A 16,609-nucleotide genomic window follows, 5' to 3' on the forward strand; every position below is an offset into this window, starting at 1 on the left:
TTGCCCCATTGTTCGTTTTCAGGCTGCCTTTGCCCGCCCAATTAAGGCAGCCTGAAAACGCTTTTTCCACTAAAATCCGCTCTCCCCAATCTGAAACCGCGCCCGTCGCCATGGATTTGCTCAAACTCATCTACACCCAACACCGCCGCCCGTTTTTGCAGATGCTCGCGCTCACCACCCTGTCGGGCGCGCTGGGCATCGGCATCCTGTCCTACATCAACCGCCATCTGCTGCAAGGCAGCGGCGGCGGGCTGCTGCCCTTTTTGCTGCTGGTCGCGTTTTACTTTATCGCCGCCAACTACGCCCAAATCCACCTTGCCAAAATCGGGCAAAACTTCGTGTGCCAGATGCAAACCCAGCTCGTCAAACGCATCATGGATTCGCACGAAGAACAAATCCAGCTGATTGGCAAGCCCAAAATCCTCGCCAGCCTCGGCAGCGACATCCGCAGCCTGTCGTTTGCGTTTACACGGCTGCCCGAGCTGGTGCAAGGCGCATTGTTTGTTCTCGCCTGCTGCGCCTATATGCTCGCGCTGTCTGCCAAACTGTTTGCCGTTACCCTGCTGATGATGCTGCTGATGATAGCGGGCACCCATTTTGTCGTACAACGCCACTTCGCCAGCTTCCGCCAAATGCGCCGCAGCGAAGACGAAATCCAACGCCACTACGAAACCAGCCTCAACGGACACAAAGAACTCACCCTCAACCGCTACCGCGCCGAACGCTTCTACCAGCAAGAATTTCTGCCCGCCGCCGCCCACCGCCGCGACACCCACATCCGCGCCGATGCCTACCACGCCCTCGCCCTCAACTGGGGCAACAGCATCATGCTCGCCACCGTTGGCATCATCTACTACCTCGCCAGCTACCACGGTTGGGCAAGCAACACCGATGCCGCCGCCCTCACCATGACCCTACTGTTCATGCGCGCCCCGCTTGCCTCCGCCGTTAGCGCATTCCCCCTGCTCGCCCAAAGCAAAGTCGCCCTGCAAGCCCTTGCCGATTTAGGGCTCGCCGACTACGCCACTCCCTTCCACAGCCCTTTCAGGCTGCCTGAAAACTGGCGCACCATCCGCCTGGAAAACATCACCTACGCCTACCCGCAGCAAGGCGGGCAAACCTTTGCGCTGCAACCCGTCAACCTCACCCTACACCGCGGCGAAACCCTGTTTCTCATCGGCGGCAACGGCTCGGGCAAATCCACCCTCTCCATGCTGCTCGCCGGGCTGTACACCCCCGCATCGGGCAAAATTTTTGTGGACGACATCGAAATCACCGCCGAAAACCGCCCCGCCTACCGCCAACTGTTCGCCAGCGTGTTCACCGACTTTCATATCTTTGAACAACTGGTGGACGGCATCGGCGAAGACGCCGCCCAAGCCCAAATCGCCCACTGGCTCGACCATTTGCAACTAGACGAAAAAGTCAAAATAGAACAAAACCGCATCCTCAACAGCAAGTTATCGCAAGGGCAGAAAAAGCGGCTTGGCTTGCTTGCCGCCGCGCTGGAAAACCGCAGCATCATCATTTTGGACGAATGGGCGGCCGACCAAGACCCGCAGTTTCGCCGTATTTTTTACGAGCAACTGCTGCCGCTGCTCAAACAAAGCGGTAGCACCATCTTCGCCATCAGCCACGACGACAAATATTTCCACCACGCCGAGCGCATCATCTCCATGAAGCAAGGCGTGTTAAGCGAATTGGACAGCGAAACGGCAAGAGCGGTGGCGGATGAGCACAGCCGCGCGGGGGTGAACGTAGCAATTGACCGCCCTACCCTGCGCTAGGCACGGCGCGATAAAAGGCAGCCTGAAAACGAGAAATCCCGTTTTCAGGCTGCCTCAATGTTTACGCGATGCAAGCATCACAACCCCGCCAACGGGTCGTCAAATTTCTTTTCGGCTTTGGGTTTGGGCGGATGCTGTTTTTGGTAGCCTTTAATGTTGGCGAGCATTTGCTTCATAACGATGCCGTAAAACACGTTCATAAAGAATATTTGGAAATGCCCTGTTTTGCTGTATGCCTGCCCCGACAGGGTAACATCCAGCTGGGTGGGCGGCGCGCCGGCGGCGGGGCAGGTGATGTCCAGCGACAGCATAACGGCGCGGTCGTCGTTTTCCGTCATCAGCACCAGTTGGCTGTTGTTTACGCCGACTACTTGGAAAAAATCCACAAAATCGTCGGCTTTGGGCGCGCGGTCGGGGTTTTTTTCCGCAAAACCTCTGATTGCTTCGGCTTTGAGCAGACGGGCGACGGCGTTGCGGGCGCGCAGTGCGAGGGCGAATATTTTGGGCGTTTCGGAGGTGAGCGCAACGTAGGCTTCCCATGCGGTGGTGCCGCTGAGCACTTTGCCGTGGGTGCTGTCGATGCAGTCGCATTCCACTTGCGGGGCGATGAGTTGGGCTTGGCTGGGGATATGGACTTGTGCCATGGGAACTCCTTTTCGGGGTGGTGGTCGGATGGGTTTTCAAGCTGCCTTTGGGGCGGCGCGCTTATACGGCGGTGCCTGAGGCGTTGGCGGCGGGTTGGCTGGGGGTTTGCGGCGGCAGTTCGCTGCCTTGCCATTGCCAGTTGCGCTGATATGCGCCGAGCACGGCGTTGGGGTATTTCAGGCTGCCTAAGCTGCCGTTGTAGCGGGCGAGCATGCGCACGAGGTTGCCGTTTTCTAGGTTGCCGTAGTGGCGCAGGATGGTGCAGCCGTAGCGCAGGTTGGTGCGCACGTCAAACAGGTTGTGGCTTTCGTTGCCGATGTAGCGTTGCCAAAAAGGCATCACTTGCATCAGCCCTTTTGCGCCCACGTTGCTGATGGCGTATTGGCGAAAGCGGCTTTCCACTTCGATTAGCCCGAGGATGATTTGCGGGTCTAGCGCAGCGCGGCTGGCTTCGTATTGAATCATCACCAGCAGGCGGCGGCGGTAAAGCTCGCTGTCGATAAAGCGGGCGAGGCGGGCGGACATTTCGTTGAGCCAGCGTTGCCCTTCGGCGGGGCGGTCAAACACGAGGCGCGGCGGGCTGGCGTTTTCAACGGATTGGCGCATGATGCTGGCAACGTCGTCGGACAGGGTTTCTTCGCGTTGCGCGCCTGCGTGCAAAAGGGCGGGGGCGGCGAGGGCGGCGGTGGTGAGGAGGAAGTGACGGCGGGTTAGGGGCATGGTTTGAGGTAGGGTTAGGGGTTGGGTGGGTTTGCCTGTTTCAGGCTGCCTTTGGGGCGTGAACGTCATACTGTTTACAACAATCTGAACAACGATAAGGCAGCCTGAAACGTGAAAAACCGCTTTTCAGGCTGCCTCAGCCTCACGGCTTTCTTGCCAACATATTCACAAATTTAAACTGCACGGGGTTGCCGTGGGCATCTTTGGCGTGCATCGCGCCCAGTTCCTCGCGGTAGTCCAGCAGTTCCCAGCCTGCGTAGTAATCGCGCAATTCGTTTTCTTGGAAGGTGAACGAAAACGGCATCGGGCAGGGGTAATCGGGCGTGTCCATCGCGCAGACGATGAGGTTGTAGCCGCCGCTTTGCGTGTGCGCCTGCATATCGGCGATGATGGCGGGCACGCGGTCGTGTTCTAGGAACATAAAGGTTACGGTGGAGACGATAAAGCCGTAGTCCTCTTGCAGCGCGGCTTGATTGAGGTCGTATAGCTCGGTGCGGACGGGGATGCGCTCTTCGGCGGCGATTTGGGCGATGTTCGCCAGCCCATTGGGGTTGGTGTCCACGGCGGTTACGTCAAAGCCTTGCAAGGCGAGATACAGCGCGTTGCGCCCCTGCCCTGCGCCCATGTCCAGCGTTTTGCAGGGGGCAACATGATGCTGCTCCACGGCGCGGACGACTTCGCTGTGGGTGGCGGTTAAGCCGTAGCGCAGGCGGATGTAGTGCGCGGCGGTGGTGTAGTAATCCAGTTGCACGCGCACGTCGTCGCTAGCTTGGGCAAGCCGGTATTCGCTGTCGGGCGCAAGCTGCACGCTGGGGTTTGCCGCGCACAGTTCGTGTTCGGCGAGGATGTCGTTTTGCGCGGATAGCTTGCGGATTTTCAGGCTGCCCGACAGGGCTTGATACTGCGCCCATGTGTGTTCGGGCACGCGCTGCCCTGCAAACAGTTCGGCGGGCAGGGTGGATTTGTTCCATTCGGCGAAGGCGTAAGCGATAAGCGGGGCGGTTGTGTGTGTTGGAGACATGATGGGAGGCGATGTGAACGTTTGTTTAGAAGAGTGAATTATATAGGTTTTTTGCTTGGCTGAGAAAGGGGCGGGTGTGGTTTTCAGGCTGCCTTATCGCATTCTAGGCAGCCTGAAAGACGATTCATTCAATCAAAAAACATTAGGCGCAACGGCAAGCGGTTTTTGTTTTTCAGGCTGCCTTTGGTGTTCTACAAAAGGTTTTCAGGCTGCCTCATTCCCCAAAGGCAGCCTGAAAAGCTACTTCACCGCCGAAAACACCACCATCAAAATCGGCGCGGCAAGGTTCACGATAAACCCAAAACTAATCGCCACAGGCACAGCCGCCAAACCGCCCGATTGCTGGATAACAGGCAGCGTAAAATCCAAGCTGGTCGCCCCGCCGATGCCCACCGCCGCGCTGGGAAACCGCCGCATAATCATCGGGATGAACACCAGCGCAAACAATTCGCGCAGCAAATCGTTCAGCAGGGCAACGCTGCCCCACTGCGCCCCATACGCGCTGGTAATGACAATGCCCGAAAGCGAATACCAGCCATAGCCCGACGACATCGCCAAGCCCTGCGCCAACGATATTTCAGGCTGCATCCACGCAAAGAGGCAGCCTGAAACTGCGCAAGAAAGCATAAACACCAGCGCCGTTTGCCAACCGCGCCGATTGAGCAACACTTGGCGCAGCGCAATGCCGCCGCCGCGCAACTGCATCCCCACCACAAAAATCAGCAGCATCAGCGCGCCCGTTGCCGCAAAATCGGGCGGCAGCCACGCCCGCGGCAGCAGCCTGCCGATGGCCACGCCCAACGCCACCACCGCCACCTGTTTGATGCCGCCCGTCATGTCCACGCGATGCGTGCCTTGCGCCGCCTGCGTGCGCGGCTGCCACGGAAACACGCCGTCAAACGCGCACAGCATGGCAAGATTGCAGCCAGTCAGCAGCGTAAACAGCAACGCCACGCGCAGCGCGATGTCGTTCAACAGCGACCACAGCCCGCCCACCTGCGCCAAGCCGATACCGATAAGCAGCAAAATCACATACACCAGCCACACCAGCATGCGGTCCAGCATTTTCAGATACGGCTTGGGCAGGGGGATGGCAAAGCCGACAAACATGGGCGTGAGTACCAGCACAAGCGTTTTGATGCTTTCCATATCCCTTCCTTGCGCAAAAGGGGGCGATTATACTGCTTTGCGCCGCCAACTTGTCGGCAGCCTGAAAACCCCCTATAATTCGCGTTTTTTCTAACTCGGGTTGGTAGCTCAGGGGTTAGAGCAGGGGACTCATAATCCCTTGGTCGTGGGTTCGAACCCCACCCGACCCACCAGATTTTTCAAAGTCTAAACAATCGTTTAGGCTTTTTTCTTTGGCTGACGGATTATTTTCGTGTGCCCAATTTGTGTCTTTTGTGTCTTGGGTAAAAGCCAAATCATCCAGCAAAGCTGCGTGGCGATGCAGATGCTCAGGGGCAAGGTGGGCATACCGTTGCACCATTTCTATGCTTTCCCATCCGCCCATTTCTTGCAGAACATTGAGCGGAACGCCTTTTTGCACCAACCAGCTAGCCCATGTATGCCGCAGGTCGTGCCAACGAAAATCGCTGATGCCTGCGGCAGCTAGGGCGTTGCGCCAAATGCGCGAACTGATACTGTGTAACCGCCGTCCTTTGCTATGGGTGAACACATATTCTTTGTGTTTGCCCATTTGTTTTTGGATAACATTAAGGGCAGTTTGATTGAGCGCAATGCCTATCGCCCTGCCCGATTTGCTTTCACTGGCATCAACCCATGCTACGCCGCGTTGCAAGTCTAGCTGTTGCCAGCGCAGATTGATAACGTTGCTTTGCCGTAATCCTGTGGCAAGACTAAATGTTGCCATGTCTGCCATGTATTCGGGCAACGCAGCGATGAGCCTTTCGGCTTCGGCAGGCGTGAGCCAGCGGATGCGGCGTTTGGGTTCGCGGTATAGGGTGATTTTGGGGGCTTTGTCTATCCATAGCCATTCGTTTGCTGCTTTGTTCAGAATGGCGCGCACCAAAGCCAAATAGCGGTTTTTGGTGGCGTTGGCTTTGCCCTGCATGGTTTTTGCGATACTGTGCATCACCAAATCGCGCGTTAGATTGTGCAGATAGATACCTTTAAACATGGAAAGTCCGCGCAACCGGTAAATATCGCTTTGGATGCTTTTCTTTTCCTGTTTTTCATGCAACCAGCGCAAGGCGGCTTCTTCCCATAATCTCAGTGGTTTTTGGTCTAGCTTTTCTTGCTGCCATAAATCGTGTTTCAATTTATCGTGCAGCTTTTGTGCTTCCTGTTTATTTTGCGTACCAGTAGATTGTCTAATTCTGCTGCCGCTCGGTGCCCGAATGTCAATGTACCAGACACCGCTTTTTCGTTGATAGATGGGCATTGTTGTCTACTCCTGCTGCGAGCCAATGCCTGCACGGATTGATTTTCAGCTTCGGCAATGAGCGCGTCAAGATGGATTTTGCGGATGCAATAGCTACGCCCGATTTTGGCGGCAACGAGTTTGCCGCTGCGTATCATTTCGCGCACCGTTTCGGAGTGGCATTTGAGATAGGCAGCGGCTTGGGCGACGTTGTAGGTTTCGCTATTCACTTACGCTTCCTTTCTATCGGCTCACTACGATTACAATCGTCAGCAAAACGCTTTGTACAACAAAACCCAGTAGCAAAAGCGTTTTCAGGCTGCCTGAAAACCGTGTCCAGTGTTGCTGGATATGCTGCTGGGTTTGTTGTTGCAAACGTTGGCTAATTTGGTTGTACAAATTGGTTTCATTTTCTTGCTGCGATTTGGCATTGCTGGCAAGAATCTCTTTAATAATTTCCGCTTTGAGCTCTTGCAGCTCTTCGCTGGCTTCAATAATCGGCGTGGCAGTTTCGGTTAGGGCAGCCTGAAAATGGGCTATATCGTGTTGGAACTGTGCGATTTGCTGCTTTTGGATGTTTTCCATTACGGTCGCAAACATGGCTTGCATGATTAACATATCGCGGATGGATACATCATGCGGTTCAACTTTCAACCCTGCGCGGTGATAAACCGCCGTGCTGATTTCATCGGCATTCAAGAGTTTCAGCTTCGTGTTAGGTTTTGCATCTGCATTCATGCTGGCTTATCCGCTTCGGGCAAAGTGTGTTTCTTGTGCCACGCTTGGCTGGCAAGAAAAGGCACTCGGTCTAACTCCGCCCAAATGATGTTGCGAAACTCTGCTAAACGGGTGCGCGTCCAACGTCCAAAATCAGCACTTTTAGCAACTTCATGGAACGTAGCATTGTGTTCTGTCATTTGTTTAATATCATCGCCATAGGTATCTGCATTCATTACTGGAATGCGAACAATGCCTGCAATTTTGTTGCGGTAGGCATTGCAAATTTCAAACTCTTCAAACGGTTTACCTTGTTCTTGAATCTCACCATGTAAATGCTCATTGAGCCAAACAACAACTTGCGCATCAATGCTACTTAACACCCGCGCCAAACCTTTGATACATTCATTTTTCGCTTGCCCACCATTCAGCGGAACGTGCATCACCATGCGCACATTTTCATTGATTAACATCGCATCCACATTCGCTTCGGCGATATAGGTCATCAACGGGTCAAAAGTAGATGTGCCTGTATCAATCACAGCAATGCCCTTATCATCAATTAAAGTGTCTAACAAACCGTCAAATTTTTTGATGTTAATCACAGGGCGGTCATCCGCTTTAATATTGATGTATTTAGCCTTTAATGCTTTATATTCCGCAAAAGTTGCGTTATCAGGGTCGGTGTCAAAGCAAAAAAGCTTGTCTTCCGCACGGTCTTGCAAATATTGCGCCAACAACATAGCTACAAAGGATTTGCCTACGCCACCTTTGGATTGGGTAACAAAATGCACTTCTTTCATTTCAAAACCTCTCTAAGTTCAAATTTAAATTCAAAATCAACAATCAAATGATTATTCACAAGAAAAAAACCACTTTGAGCTCGGAAATGGTTTTTGCATTGTGAACAACAGCATTCAGGCAGCCTGAAAGCAAAAAAAGCCGCCAACGATATGCCCATCGTGGCGGCGTAAAGCGCTACGGAAGAAGAAACAAACCGCAGCAGGAGTTAAATCTTTATCTTTTCTTACTAGCGAATCGCACAAACTGCACCACAACAGCAAGAATCCCCACAACTCCACAACCCATCAGCAACTTTACCAAAGTTACTTTGGTATCTATGGATATATCAAAGCAAATAACGAGTGCAGAACCTATTACTGCAGCCAACAAAATAGCTGCTGCATTTGAATAAAATTCGCGCAAGGTTTGCTTATAGTGGTGTATATCGCATGATATTTTCTCTTCAGTAGTTTTCATGTATTCGCCTTTTCTTAGTGTTACTTTACTGCCCTACATCCACCCATTTGCCCCCTTGTTTCGGGTCGCCCACATATTTCACGGTGTCGCTTACGCGCGTCCATTCGTGGTTGTGATAGGCGGAGCAGTAGGATGGTTTGGCATTGAGCACCACCACTTTTTGCACATCTTGGCACTCTTGCACGGGTTTGCGATTGCCCCTGCTGCCCATAACGCTTTTATTGGCAACCGGTTTGCACTCGCGCACGGCAATGGTGCGACGCATCACACGATTTAACTCTTGGGCATCGCATCGCCCTGCACCATTTGCCAAGGCGCGATTTAACTCTTTAATGCCCTTCTCGCCAGATGTGGGGCAAAGGTTCAAAAAGTTCTCCCGCGCTTGAATTGTTTTGTGCGGTTTCTTGTGATGAATGCTGAAATAGCGTTGCAAAGACGGATTGCACTCGCTGGGGCGAGTGCCACTGGATAAGCACAAAATGGCTTCGCAGGCGAGTTTAGTGTCGCCTGTAAGCAAATCAGGCTGGGTTGCGGGGTTGGCGGGCGCAGCGGATGCTATGCCGGGTGCGAGCAGCGCGGCAGTTAATAGAATGGCGAGTTTGGATTTCATAATAATCTCCTAGTTGAGAAAAAGGAAAGGCAGCCTGAAATCGATGTATTGATTTTCAGACCGCCTGAAAGGGGGTATCGCTGCCACAATGTTTTTCGGTTTTCCACGACCGCACACAATGTTTTGGCTTTCCACTGCCGTTGGGGTGGCTTTGATACCCGTTGAAAACATAAAAGTAGTTTGAAAAACCAAAATTCTCAAACTACCCAAGAAAGGCGAGCATCTAACCGTCCGTGTTAAGATTAAGTTTCCTAATCTCAAACCTTTTCACACAACAGAAAGATGCCCATGGAAAATGGATGAATATCCATCACCCAAGCCATAATAAGACCATGAATACGAGTTCTAAAATAAAATGAGCAACTAAAAAGAGAATAATGATTTCTGCGACCATATTTAGCCAAGTGCTATTAAGAGCCAGCAATACAGCCGACTTAATATTAAATCTCTTCAATCTCATCCATGTATCCCCTCAAACATTCCCACACCCAAACCAGCTTCAACCAGCCCAAACAGGTTTGGGTGTGAAAACCACTCAAAAACGATTTTCAGGCTGCCACTAAAACTCAAAAACCCAAAAGTAGCCTGAAACCGTTTGCTATGAAAAACAAATCCCCAGCCGAGCGCAAAACACGCCACGGCAAAGGGTGCGCAGGCTATGCCCGAAGGCAGGGAAACTGCGTTAGGGCGCGTCCGTAGATTTGCCCCACATCGCGGATACGCCGCAATTAAAAGATACGTCCAACTGCCGCCTGTTCACGGACGCACTCGCGCTACCCGTATGCACGGCATTCTGATTAAGGCGGATTGGATGCCGCCTGCAACCTTTGATACGCATTTCACCGATAAGCCACACAAGATTAGCCGCGTTTCATAGCGAAAAAATTTCTGCCGAGCCACAAAAAGAAGCCGCGCAAAAAGACGAAAGGAGCGCGCCAATCTTGATAAAGACCAAGCATCGGGTGGTTGATACGTTTGCCGAATTGTTAAAGAACTGGGGTACTGCTTTGATATGTGAAATTTTAAGATAACTTAAATAATAGCGCAAGTATTATTTTAAGATTTCTTAAATTTAATTTTACGGTGTTGTTTTTACGCGATTTCGGGCAAAGGGAAATAGGCAGATGGCAAATTTTCTTATATTGAAATAAGAAAATGCTTGACCGCATAAGATTATTATCTTATAATTTATGCTGTGATTAACAATGTAGAAAGGCAGTTATGGAGAACAATGTTGTTTGGCATCCAAGAGCAACGCGCCAATTTTTAAAAATAGATAGGCGCTACCGCGCGGCAATAGAAGCAAAAGTCGCCATGTTGAAAGATTTTCCCTTTCTTGATGGCTTTTATTTAGACGTAAAGCAGACGTAAAGCATTTGAGCGGCAAGCAGTATCGGATAAGACACGGCGATTACCGTATATTCTTTGAAGTAATAGATGGTGAGCCGAAAATCATCAATATTATGCAAGTGAAACGGCGCACCACAACAACCTACAAGCATTAACCAATCAGCAGGGCGCAAGCCCTGCCTTAACAAAGGAAGCCTAAAATATGAACGTACAATACATTCACGACAAACACGGCGAAACTCAATTTGTAATTTTGCCTATTGATGAATACCGCCGTTTAATTGACGATAATAGCGATGAAAAATGGGAAGACATCCCTAGTAAGGCGACTGAGTTTGACGATGTAACCATTCCCCATGATATTGTAAAAATCATGAGCGAAAAAGAAGTTAGCGCAATCGCAGCATGGCGCATCTATCGTGGTTTAACCCAAGCGCAAGCCGCAGAAAAAGCAGGTATCAGCCAAGCTGCGCTCTCTCAAATTGAGAAAGTGGGAACAAGACCACAAGCAAAAACACGCGAGCAATTCGCTGCTATTTATGATTGCTTACCCAATCAACTTGCACTTTAAGCGCAATTAAAAGGCAGCCTGAAAATGTTTTCAGGCTGCCTTTTTACTTACCGTTTACGCCGATAAATCCGATGCTCAATCATTGTGCCAATTATCTCAATTTCATGATTACTAGACGACAACGAAGCATAATCATCATTTAGAGGGATAAGCGAAAACGACTGTTCATTTCCCAAATCCAACTCATTAGCTTTGAATTTTCTGAACAACGTCGTTTCCCCACTTCTAGCTAAAACAAATTCCCCTGGTAAAGGGCGAACTTTGGGGTCTATTACAATTAAATCACCCACTAGAAAATCAGGGGTCATGGAGTCATCAATAATATTGAATGCAACCGCAAATTCGGAATGATTAATTTCAGACATAATGTACTCGGTTTCTGTATGGTTAATAATCCGAGTACTATCCCAATTTTTTAAATCATCGTAGCGAAAAACAGGTATTTTCGTAACATTTTCAATCTTATGCGGGGTTATATTTTCTCCTTCTCCACGCAGCAACCAGACAAAATCACATTTAAAAATTTGCGATAAATCATACAAATTTTCTGCGTTTGGTTTAGTGATGTCAGTTTCCCATTGTGAAATTGCTGCGTGCGAAACCCCCTGAACTTTTTTTGCTAAATCGGCTTGCGTTAAGTGCAGTTCTTTTCTTTTTTGCTTAATTCGTTGTCCTATTGTTGTTGCTTGCACTGTGTTAACCCCATTCTAAATTTGCAAGCGGCGATAGTAACCAATGTTGATTTAAGTTTCCTTTATGTGTAAAATTTAAGAATATTTAAATTTTATGAATTTCAAAAGTAGCTACCATGTTGAAATCTGATGTTAAAAAATACTACGGCTCATTTGTAAAAGCCGCACAAGCACTAGGCGTTAGCCCATCTGCGATTTCGCAATGGGGCGATGTTATTCCCGAAAAACAAGCCTACCGCTTGGAAAATCTCACACGGGGAAAATTATCTGTTGATTTGTCTTTATATAGTAAAGACAGCGATATTTCCGCCTCTGCTACGGAATAATCATGCCCACCCCCTACCCCAACCGCCACGCTCCACGCCACCGCCCCAGCCACCCTGCGGGCGCGTTTCGCTGCTTATTCGCAACGGGTACGAGTGTGGCACGCTTAAAGGGGGGGGGCGCTGATGGATATGCCCTTTAACCTGCTCACGCAAAACCTTGAACAGTCGTTCCGCATTGTGTATGACGACTATCAAGCGTTGCTCGGCAAAAAACACTACGCCCGCGATTTGCTCTCGTTGTTGCACCGGTGGACGGATTGGGCGAGCGGGCAGCCTGAAAGCGAACAAGTTGAGCGTGATGGTTGGATACGCCTTACCGCCAAGGATTTAGCGGCGAACTTAGGCTTTTCTCACCGCAATTACGAACAAGCGCGCGCCGATTTGAAAGAAATCGGGCATTGTAGAATGCCACCGCGAGCGCAAGGTGCATGGCAAACTGGCAAGGCATTCGCCATGAATCTCATCTCCTTGGGCTCATCTTGCCCGCATCATTTGCGCTGTTCTGTTGCGCATTTTGTTACAAAACCTGTTACAAAACCTATTTTGAGCGTTACGAAACTTGGCTTTTCTGTGATGAAACCGCATTACGAAATCCAAAAATTTGTTACGAAACTTGTTACGAAACCTCTGTTTTTCCGCCCTACCCTATTCAAAGCGTTACGAAACCGTTACGAAACCCCGCAAAATCCCATGTTTCGTAACAAAAAAGTGGAGGGCGTAACATGAACACGATGGATTTATTGCCCGCCATCATCGCATTAGGTAGTATGGGCGGATTGTTGTATTTGGGCATTCGCAATCTGCAAAAAGACCAATCGCGCCAAGAAGTGCATTACTGGCAGCGTGAGTGCATGGAATTGGAATACGAAAATCAGTTTTTGCATGAATTGAGTAATCGGCTCATCCCCCGATTGGTGAGTAGATTAGGCGCGCCGTTTCAAGATTATTTGATTGAGCGCGAGATACTGGGGCAATTACCCGCCGAGCCTAACGAGCCAAACGAAATGCGCCAACCGATGCAGGTTTTCTTTGGTGGCAGTGGCAAAGGGATAGACATTACCGCCAGCAATTTTGCGGCAGAGACTTGGGATGATGAAGTGGATGAATACGAAGCTCCCTACGAAGTGAACGATGATGCCGACACCGCATACAGCGAACCACCACCCATTCGCCCATACGCGCGCCCACAACGCCACAGACGCACTACTCGCCCTTTCCCTAGCCCAACCCCTGCCTTTGCCTACGATGCTCGTTGGCAATCGCCCATACGCTCCAATCGGCGTATTCCCCTAACCATGTTTAGGCAGCCTGAAAACGATGATGTGATTGAAGCAGAATACACCGAAGTTTTGCCGAGCTTGCCAAACCATAGCCAAAGGCAGCCTGAAACGCCCAAACCGCCCGTCGCACGCAAAGGTGGCAGACCCAAGAAATACGCCAGCGCGGCGGAACGGCAAGCAGCATACCGCGCGAGAATGGCAGCCTGAAATTTCGGCATAAGTAACAAATTTACTGCTAAAACCCGCTGCAAGCCTTATGCTGCAAGGCTTTAAGCGGAGTCAAAGGTTTTGAACACAAAAAATGCTTTTTCTGCGGCTCAAAACAGGTCAAAAAGAACGGACAGCATCAGGGCATCCAACAGTACAAATGCCAATGCTGCAATAAGTATTTCAACGGCGGCAGACGGATAAACCCGCAAGCACTATGGCAAGCCTACACCGCAGGCAAACAAACCGCTGCACAGCTTGCCGCCGCCTACGGATGCAGCCGCCAAACCATCCTGCGCCATCTCAAAAAAGCCGCGCCCAAAGCGCAGTTTGCCGCGCCCCAATGCGCCAACGTCGTGATGGACACCACCTACTTCGGACGCCGTTTCGGCATCATGGTTTTGTTCGACAGCATCAGCGGCAAAGCGCTTTCTGTTACCGAAGTCAAAAACGAAACCAACGCCCTTTACGCCGAAGCCATCGGCAGCCTGAAAGCCAAAGGCATTGAAATACAAAGCATCGTCTGCGACGGCCGTAAGGGTTTGCTGCAACTGTTCCCCGATATCCCCGTACAACTTTGCCATTTCCACCAAGTCAAAACCGTCGGCTGCTACCTGACGCGCAACCCGCAAACGGCAGCAGGCAAAGAGCTGTGGCACTTGGCACGGACGTTGAAAAACAGCCGCAGAGCCGACTTTGAAAGCAGCCTGAAAGCATGGTTCGAACAGCACAAAGACTTCTTCAACGAACGCACAAAGAACCCCGAAACGGGCAAATCCCACTACACCCACCCAAGACTACGCAGCGCATATTTCAGCCTGAAACGGAACATGGGCAACCTATTTGTGTTTGAAGAGCATCCCGATCTGAACATCCCAAACACCACCAATCTGCTTGATGGTGCATTTGCCGGATTAAAGCGGCATTTGGCGTGTCATCACGGCATGAGTAAAGCCAACAAAATAAAGTTTATTAAGGATTCTTTTTCTGAAAAATAAATTTTCAGCAGTAAATTTGTTACTTATGCCGAAATTTCAGCTTCGCGGCAATTCCGCTCTGCTGAGTTTCAGGTAGCCTCAATTCCAACCGGCTTAACTACTATTGTGCCGCTGTGCCGGAAATATCCACGGTAACGCGGCGGTCGGGCTGCAAGCAGGCTTTCAGAGCCGCAGTAGCACGGGTACCGGTACACGCAGTGGTAACCGGCTGGCTTTCGCCGGCACTGGCCACACTGATGGGGGCTTGTACGCCTTTGCCCTGCAGATAGTTTTTCACTGTTTGGGCACGCTGTAGGCCGAGGTTGTAGTTGTATTGCTCGCTGCCGAGGCGGTCGGTGTGGCCGGTAAGGGCGATGCCGTCGATATGGGCTTGACAGCTAACGAGATTTTCGGGCAGGCGGTCGAGGGTGGCTTTACCTTCAGGCAACATATCGGCGGCATCCGATTGGTTGAATCGGAGCAGGGCATCAGCCGAAAGGTTGATGCGCTCAACTTGCGGCTCTGCCACAACGGGTTGCGCAACGGGTGCTTCTTCGGCACACCAGCGGTGGTGCACGTCGCGGGCGGCGGCTTGGCTGCTCAAACCGGCGGCCAAGGCTGTGAGGAGGAGAGTTTTTGTAATCTGATTCATTGTATTCAATCCTTGTTGGGGCTACCTGAAAACTATTCGTTCAAATATTTTCAGGTAGCCTTTGCTGCATCAAACGCTTACTTCCAAGTGTATTTGAAGCCTACGCTGCCACGGCAGCCATGGCGGCTGGTGCTGCCAAAGTTGTGCTGGTAGCGGGCATCGCTGTCTTTACTCGGTGTGGTTTGGCCGCTGACTTGTCCTTCCTCATCGACTTCTATAGCCTGACGCTGTTTGCTGCCGGCGGTCTGAATAATGGTGGCGTCAATGACGGCGGCGGATGCTTTCTCTACTTTTAGGTTTTTTTTCGGTCAGTTGGCGGTTAATCAGTTCCAGCAATTCGGACAGGGTCTTGTCTTGCGCCAGCCAGTTGCGGTAGCGGCATAAGGTGCTGTAATCGGGGATGCTCAGTTCGTCAAAACGGCAAAACAGGTTGAAATCGATGCGGGTGATGAGGCTGTGTTCGAGTTCGGGATCGGAGAGGCTGTGCCATTGTCCGAGCAGGACGGCTTTGAACATGGACAACAGGGGATAGGCGGGGCGGCCGCGGTGGTCTCTAAGGTAACGGGTTCTTTGACGATTCAGGTACTGTTCGATCGGCTGCCAATCAATCACTTGATCCAACTTCAATAGTGGGAAGCGGTCGATGTGTTTGGCAATCATGGCTTGTGCGGTTTGCTGGAAGAAGGTGCTCATGAGAAATCCCCTAAATGTCTTGGTGGGAATTTAGGGGATTTTGGGGAATTTTGCAAAGGTCTCAGGCTGCTTTTAAATTCCAATAAAAATCCCTTGGCTCAAGCAAAAGCAAACCAAGGGATTTGAGCGCGCGATTATTGCGCAACAGAGGTTGTGCCAGTGATTTCCACCACTACGCGGCGGTCAGGTTGCAGGCAGGCTTTCAAAGCCGCCGTTGCACGGGTGCCATGGCAGTCGGTGGTAACCGGTTGCGTTTCACCAGCGCTGCGGGTGCTGATAGGGTCTTGCACGCCTTTTTCCTGCAAATAGGCTTTCACGGTTTCTGCACGTTTCAAGCCCAAGTTGTAGTTGTATTGCTCGCTGCCCAAGCGGTCGGTATGGCCCACCAGGGCAATGCTGTCGATGTGCGCTTGGCGGCTGACCAGACGGGCGGCCAGGTCGTCCAATGTTGCGCGGCCTTGCGGCAGCAGATCTTTCACAGACGAGCGGTTGAATTGGAACAAGGCATCGGCGGCCAGATTGATACGCTCAACTTGAGGTGCTGGTGCAGGCGCCACCATAACGGGAGCCGCAGGTTCTTCAGGCGCACACCATTTGTGAATGTAATCTTTGGCCAATGCAGGAGTGCTTAAGCAAGCTGCCAGGGCAGCAAATAAAAATGTTTTTTTCATTGATGGTTTCCTTTGGGCAGGCTGCCTTAAATCAGGCAGCCTGCACG

At 51.2% G+C, this 16,609-nt stretch carries 20 protein-coding genes, 1 tRNA gene and 2 pseudogenes; 9 read left to right on the forward strand and 14 right to left on the reverse strand.

The window, feature by feature from the left end:
• The first annotated feature begins 29 nt into the window (after positions 1–29).
• Positions 30–1,787, forward strand: coding sequence for a multidrug ABC transporter permease/ATP-binding protein (locus H3L93_RS10260; protein WP_050755530.1), 1,758 nt, complete (start codon positions 30–32; stop codon positions 1,785–1,787).
• A 77-nt stretch (positions 1,788–1,864) separates the two neighbouring features.
• Here the strand turns inward: H3L93_RS10260 and H3L93_RS10265 are convergent, their stop codons facing one another.
• From H3L93_RS10265 to H3L93_RS10280, 4 genes are all read right to left on the reverse strand, one after another.
• Positions 1,865–2,431 (reverse strand): DUF2867 domain-containing protein, encoded by a 567-nt coding sequence (locus H3L93_RS10265; protein WP_003793358.1) that lies wholly within the window; start codon positions 2,429–2,431, stop codon positions 1,865–1,867.
• A gap of 61 nt (positions 2,432–2,492) precedes the next feature.
• Positions 2,493–3,221 carry a lytic transglycosylase domain-containing protein gene (locus tag H3L93_RS10270; RefSeq protein ID WP_003793355.1) on the reverse strand — a complete coding sequence of 243 codons (729 nt, stop codon included), beginning with the start codon at positions 3,219–3,221 and terminating at the stop codon, positions 2,493–2,495.
• 73 nt (positions 3,222–3,294) lie between these two features.
• Entirely contained in the window at positions 3,295–4,173 is an 879-nt protein-coding gene (gene tehB / locus H3L93_RS10275; protein ID WP_003793354.1) for an SAM-dependent methyltransferase TehB, read from the reverse strand.
• A gap of 240 nt (positions 4,174–4,413) precedes the next feature.
• Positions 4,414–5,322: a LysO family transporter gene (locus H3L93_RS10280; protein WP_003793351.1), complete on the reverse strand. Its 909-nt coding sequence runs from the start codon at positions 5,320–5,322 to the stop codon at positions 4,414–4,416.
• Positions 5,323–5,419: 97 nt separating this feature from the next.
• Here H3L93_RS10280 and H3L93_RS10285 point away from each other — a divergent pair.
• Positions 5,420–5,495 (forward strand) — tRNA-Ile (locus H3L93_RS10285).
• A 65-nt stretch (positions 5,496–5,560) separates the two neighbouring features.
• Here H3L93_RS10285 and H3L93_RS13510 read toward each other — a convergent pair.
• From H3L93_RS13510 to H3L93_RS10310, 6 genes and pseudogenes are all read right to left on the reverse strand, one after another.
• Positions 5,561–6,541 (reverse strand): annotated as a pseudogene (locus H3L93_RS13510) (tyrosine-type recombinase/integrase); the annotation flags it as partial.
• Positions 6,451–6,786 (reverse strand): helix-turn-helix domain-containing protein, encoded by a 336-nt coding sequence (locus tag H3L93_RS13210; RefSeq protein ID WP_246313973.1) that lies wholly within the window; start codon positions 6,784–6,786, stop codon positions 6,451–6,453. The pseudogene H3L93_RS13510 and the gene H3L93_RS13210, both read right to left, overlap by 91 nt.
• Before the next feature lie 13 nt (positions 6,787–6,799).
• The gene (locus H3L93_RS10295) at positions 6,800–7,294 is read right to left on the reverse strand and encodes a hypothetical protein (RefSeq protein WP_003793655.1); all 495 of its coding nucleotides are present in this window, start codon (positions 7,292–7,294) and stop codon (positions 6,800–6,802) included.
• A complete protein-coding gene (locus tag H3L93_RS10300; protein ID WP_003793654.1) occupies positions 7,291–8,076 on the reverse strand; it encodes a nucleotide-binding protein in 786 nt (261 codons plus the stop codon). Before H3L93_RS10300 ends, H3L93_RS10295 begins: the two co-directional genes overlap by 4 nt.
• Positions 8,077–8,290: 214 nt before the next feature.
• Complete coding sequence (locus H3L93_RS10305) at positions 8,291–8,533, reverse strand: hypothetical protein (protein WP_003793652.1); 243 nt, start codon at positions 8,531–8,533, stop codon at positions 8,291–8,293.
• Positions 8,534–8,558: 25 nt separating this feature from the next.
• The gene (locus H3L93_RS10310) at positions 8,559–9,143 is read right to left on the reverse strand and encodes a TrbM/KikA/MpfK family conjugal transfer protein (protein WP_003793651.1); all 585 of its coding nucleotides are present in this window, start codon (positions 9,141–9,143) and stop codon (positions 8,559–8,561) included.
• A 1,221-nt stretch (positions 9,144–10,364) separates the two neighbouring features.
• On the opposite strand from H3L93_RS10310, the gene H3L93_RS13025 reads away from it, so the two are divergent.
• The 3 genes from H3L93_RS13025 to H3L93_RS10320 are packed head-to-tail and all read left to right on the forward strand — an operon-like array spanning position 10,365 to position 11,064.
• Positions 10,365–10,514, forward strand: coding sequence for a type II toxin-antitoxin system RelE family toxin (locus H3L93_RS13025; RefSeq protein WP_003799038.1), 150 nt, complete (start codon positions 10,365–10,367; stop codon positions 10,512–10,514).
• A 5-nt stretch (positions 10,515–10,519) separates the two neighbouring features.
• Complete coding sequence (locus tag H3L93_RS13515; RefSeq protein WP_369582903.1) at positions 10,520–10,648, forward strand: type II toxin-antitoxin system RelE family toxin; 129 nt, start codon at positions 10,520–10,522, stop codon at positions 10,646–10,648.
• Between the two features lie 47 nt (positions 10,649–10,695).
• A complete protein-coding gene (locus H3L93_RS10320) occupies positions 10,696–11,064 on the forward strand; it encodes a helix-turn-helix domain-containing protein (protein WP_003799034.1) in 369 nt (122 codons plus the stop codon).
• Between the two features lie 47 nt (positions 11,065–11,111).
• Here H3L93_RS10320 and H3L93_RS10325 read toward each other — a convergent pair whose 3' ends face one another.
• The gene (locus H3L93_RS10325) at positions 11,112–11,756 is read right to left on the reverse strand and encodes a helix-turn-helix domain-containing protein (protein WP_003799032.1); all 645 of its coding nucleotides are present in this window, start codon (positions 11,754–11,756) and stop codon (positions 11,112–11,114) included.
• Positions 11,757–11,872: 116 nt separating this feature from the next.
• Here H3L93_RS10325 and H3L93_RS10330 point away from each other — a divergent pair, with 116 nt between their 5' ends.
• The 4 genes from H3L93_RS10330 to H3L93_RS10345 all read left to right on the forward strand — a co-directional run bounded on the left by H3L93_RS10330 (position 11,873) and on the right by H3L93_RS10345 (position 14,567).
• Positions 11,873–12,082, forward strand: coding sequence for a Cro/CI family transcriptional regulator (locus tag H3L93_RS10330; protein ID WP_003799030.1), 210 nt, complete (start codon positions 11,873–11,875; stop codon positions 12,080–12,082).
• Positions 12,083–12,205: 123 nt separating this feature from the next.
• Positions 12,206–12,808 (forward strand): hypothetical protein, encoded by a 603-nt coding sequence (locus tag H3L93_RS10335; RefSeq protein WP_003799025.1) that lies wholly within the window; start codon positions 12,206–12,208, stop codon positions 12,806–12,808.
• Positions 12,805–13,569: a hypothetical protein gene (locus H3L93_RS10340; RefSeq protein ID WP_003799023.1), complete on the forward strand. Its 765-nt coding sequence runs from the start codon at positions 12,805–12,807 to the stop codon at positions 13,567–13,569. The genes H3L93_RS10335 and H3L93_RS10340 overlap by 4 nt, the downstream gene beginning before the upstream one ends.
• Before the next feature lie 146 nt (positions 13,570–13,715).
• On the forward strand, positions 13,716–14,567 hold the full coding sequence (locus H3L93_RS10345) for an IS256 family transposase, variant Zn-binding type (RefSeq protein WP_425484987.1): 852 nt from the start codon (positions 13,716–13,718) through the stop codon (positions 14,565–14,567).
• Between the two features lie 100 nt (positions 14,568–14,667).
• On the opposite strand, the gene H3L93_RS10350 is transcribed toward H3L93_RS10345, so the two are convergent.
• The 3 genes and pseudogenes from H3L93_RS10350 to H3L93_RS10360 all read right to left on the reverse strand — a co-directional run bounded on the left by H3L93_RS10350 (position 14,668) and on the right by H3L93_RS10360 (position 16,562).
• Positions 14,668–15,198: an OmpA family protein gene (locus tag H3L93_RS10350; protein WP_003799019.1), complete on the reverse strand. Its 531-nt coding sequence runs from the start codon at positions 15,196–15,198 to the stop codon at positions 14,668–14,670.
• A gap of 134 nt (positions 15,199–15,332) precedes the next feature.
• Positions 15,333–15,891: pseudogene (locus H3L93_RS10355) on the reverse strand (transposase); the annotation flags it as partial.
• Between the two features lie 134 nt (positions 15,892–16,025).
• Entirely contained in the window at positions 16,026–16,562 is a 537-nt protein-coding gene (locus H3L93_RS10360) for an OmpA family protein (protein WP_003799013.1), read from the reverse strand.
• Between the last annotated feature and the right edge of the window lie 47 nt (positions 16,563–16,609).

It is taken from the genome of Kingella oralis (assembly GCF_014054985.1).
Lineage (GTDB): Bacteria > Pseudomonadota > Gammaproteobacteria > Burkholderiales > Neisseriaceae > Kingella_B > Kingella_B oralis.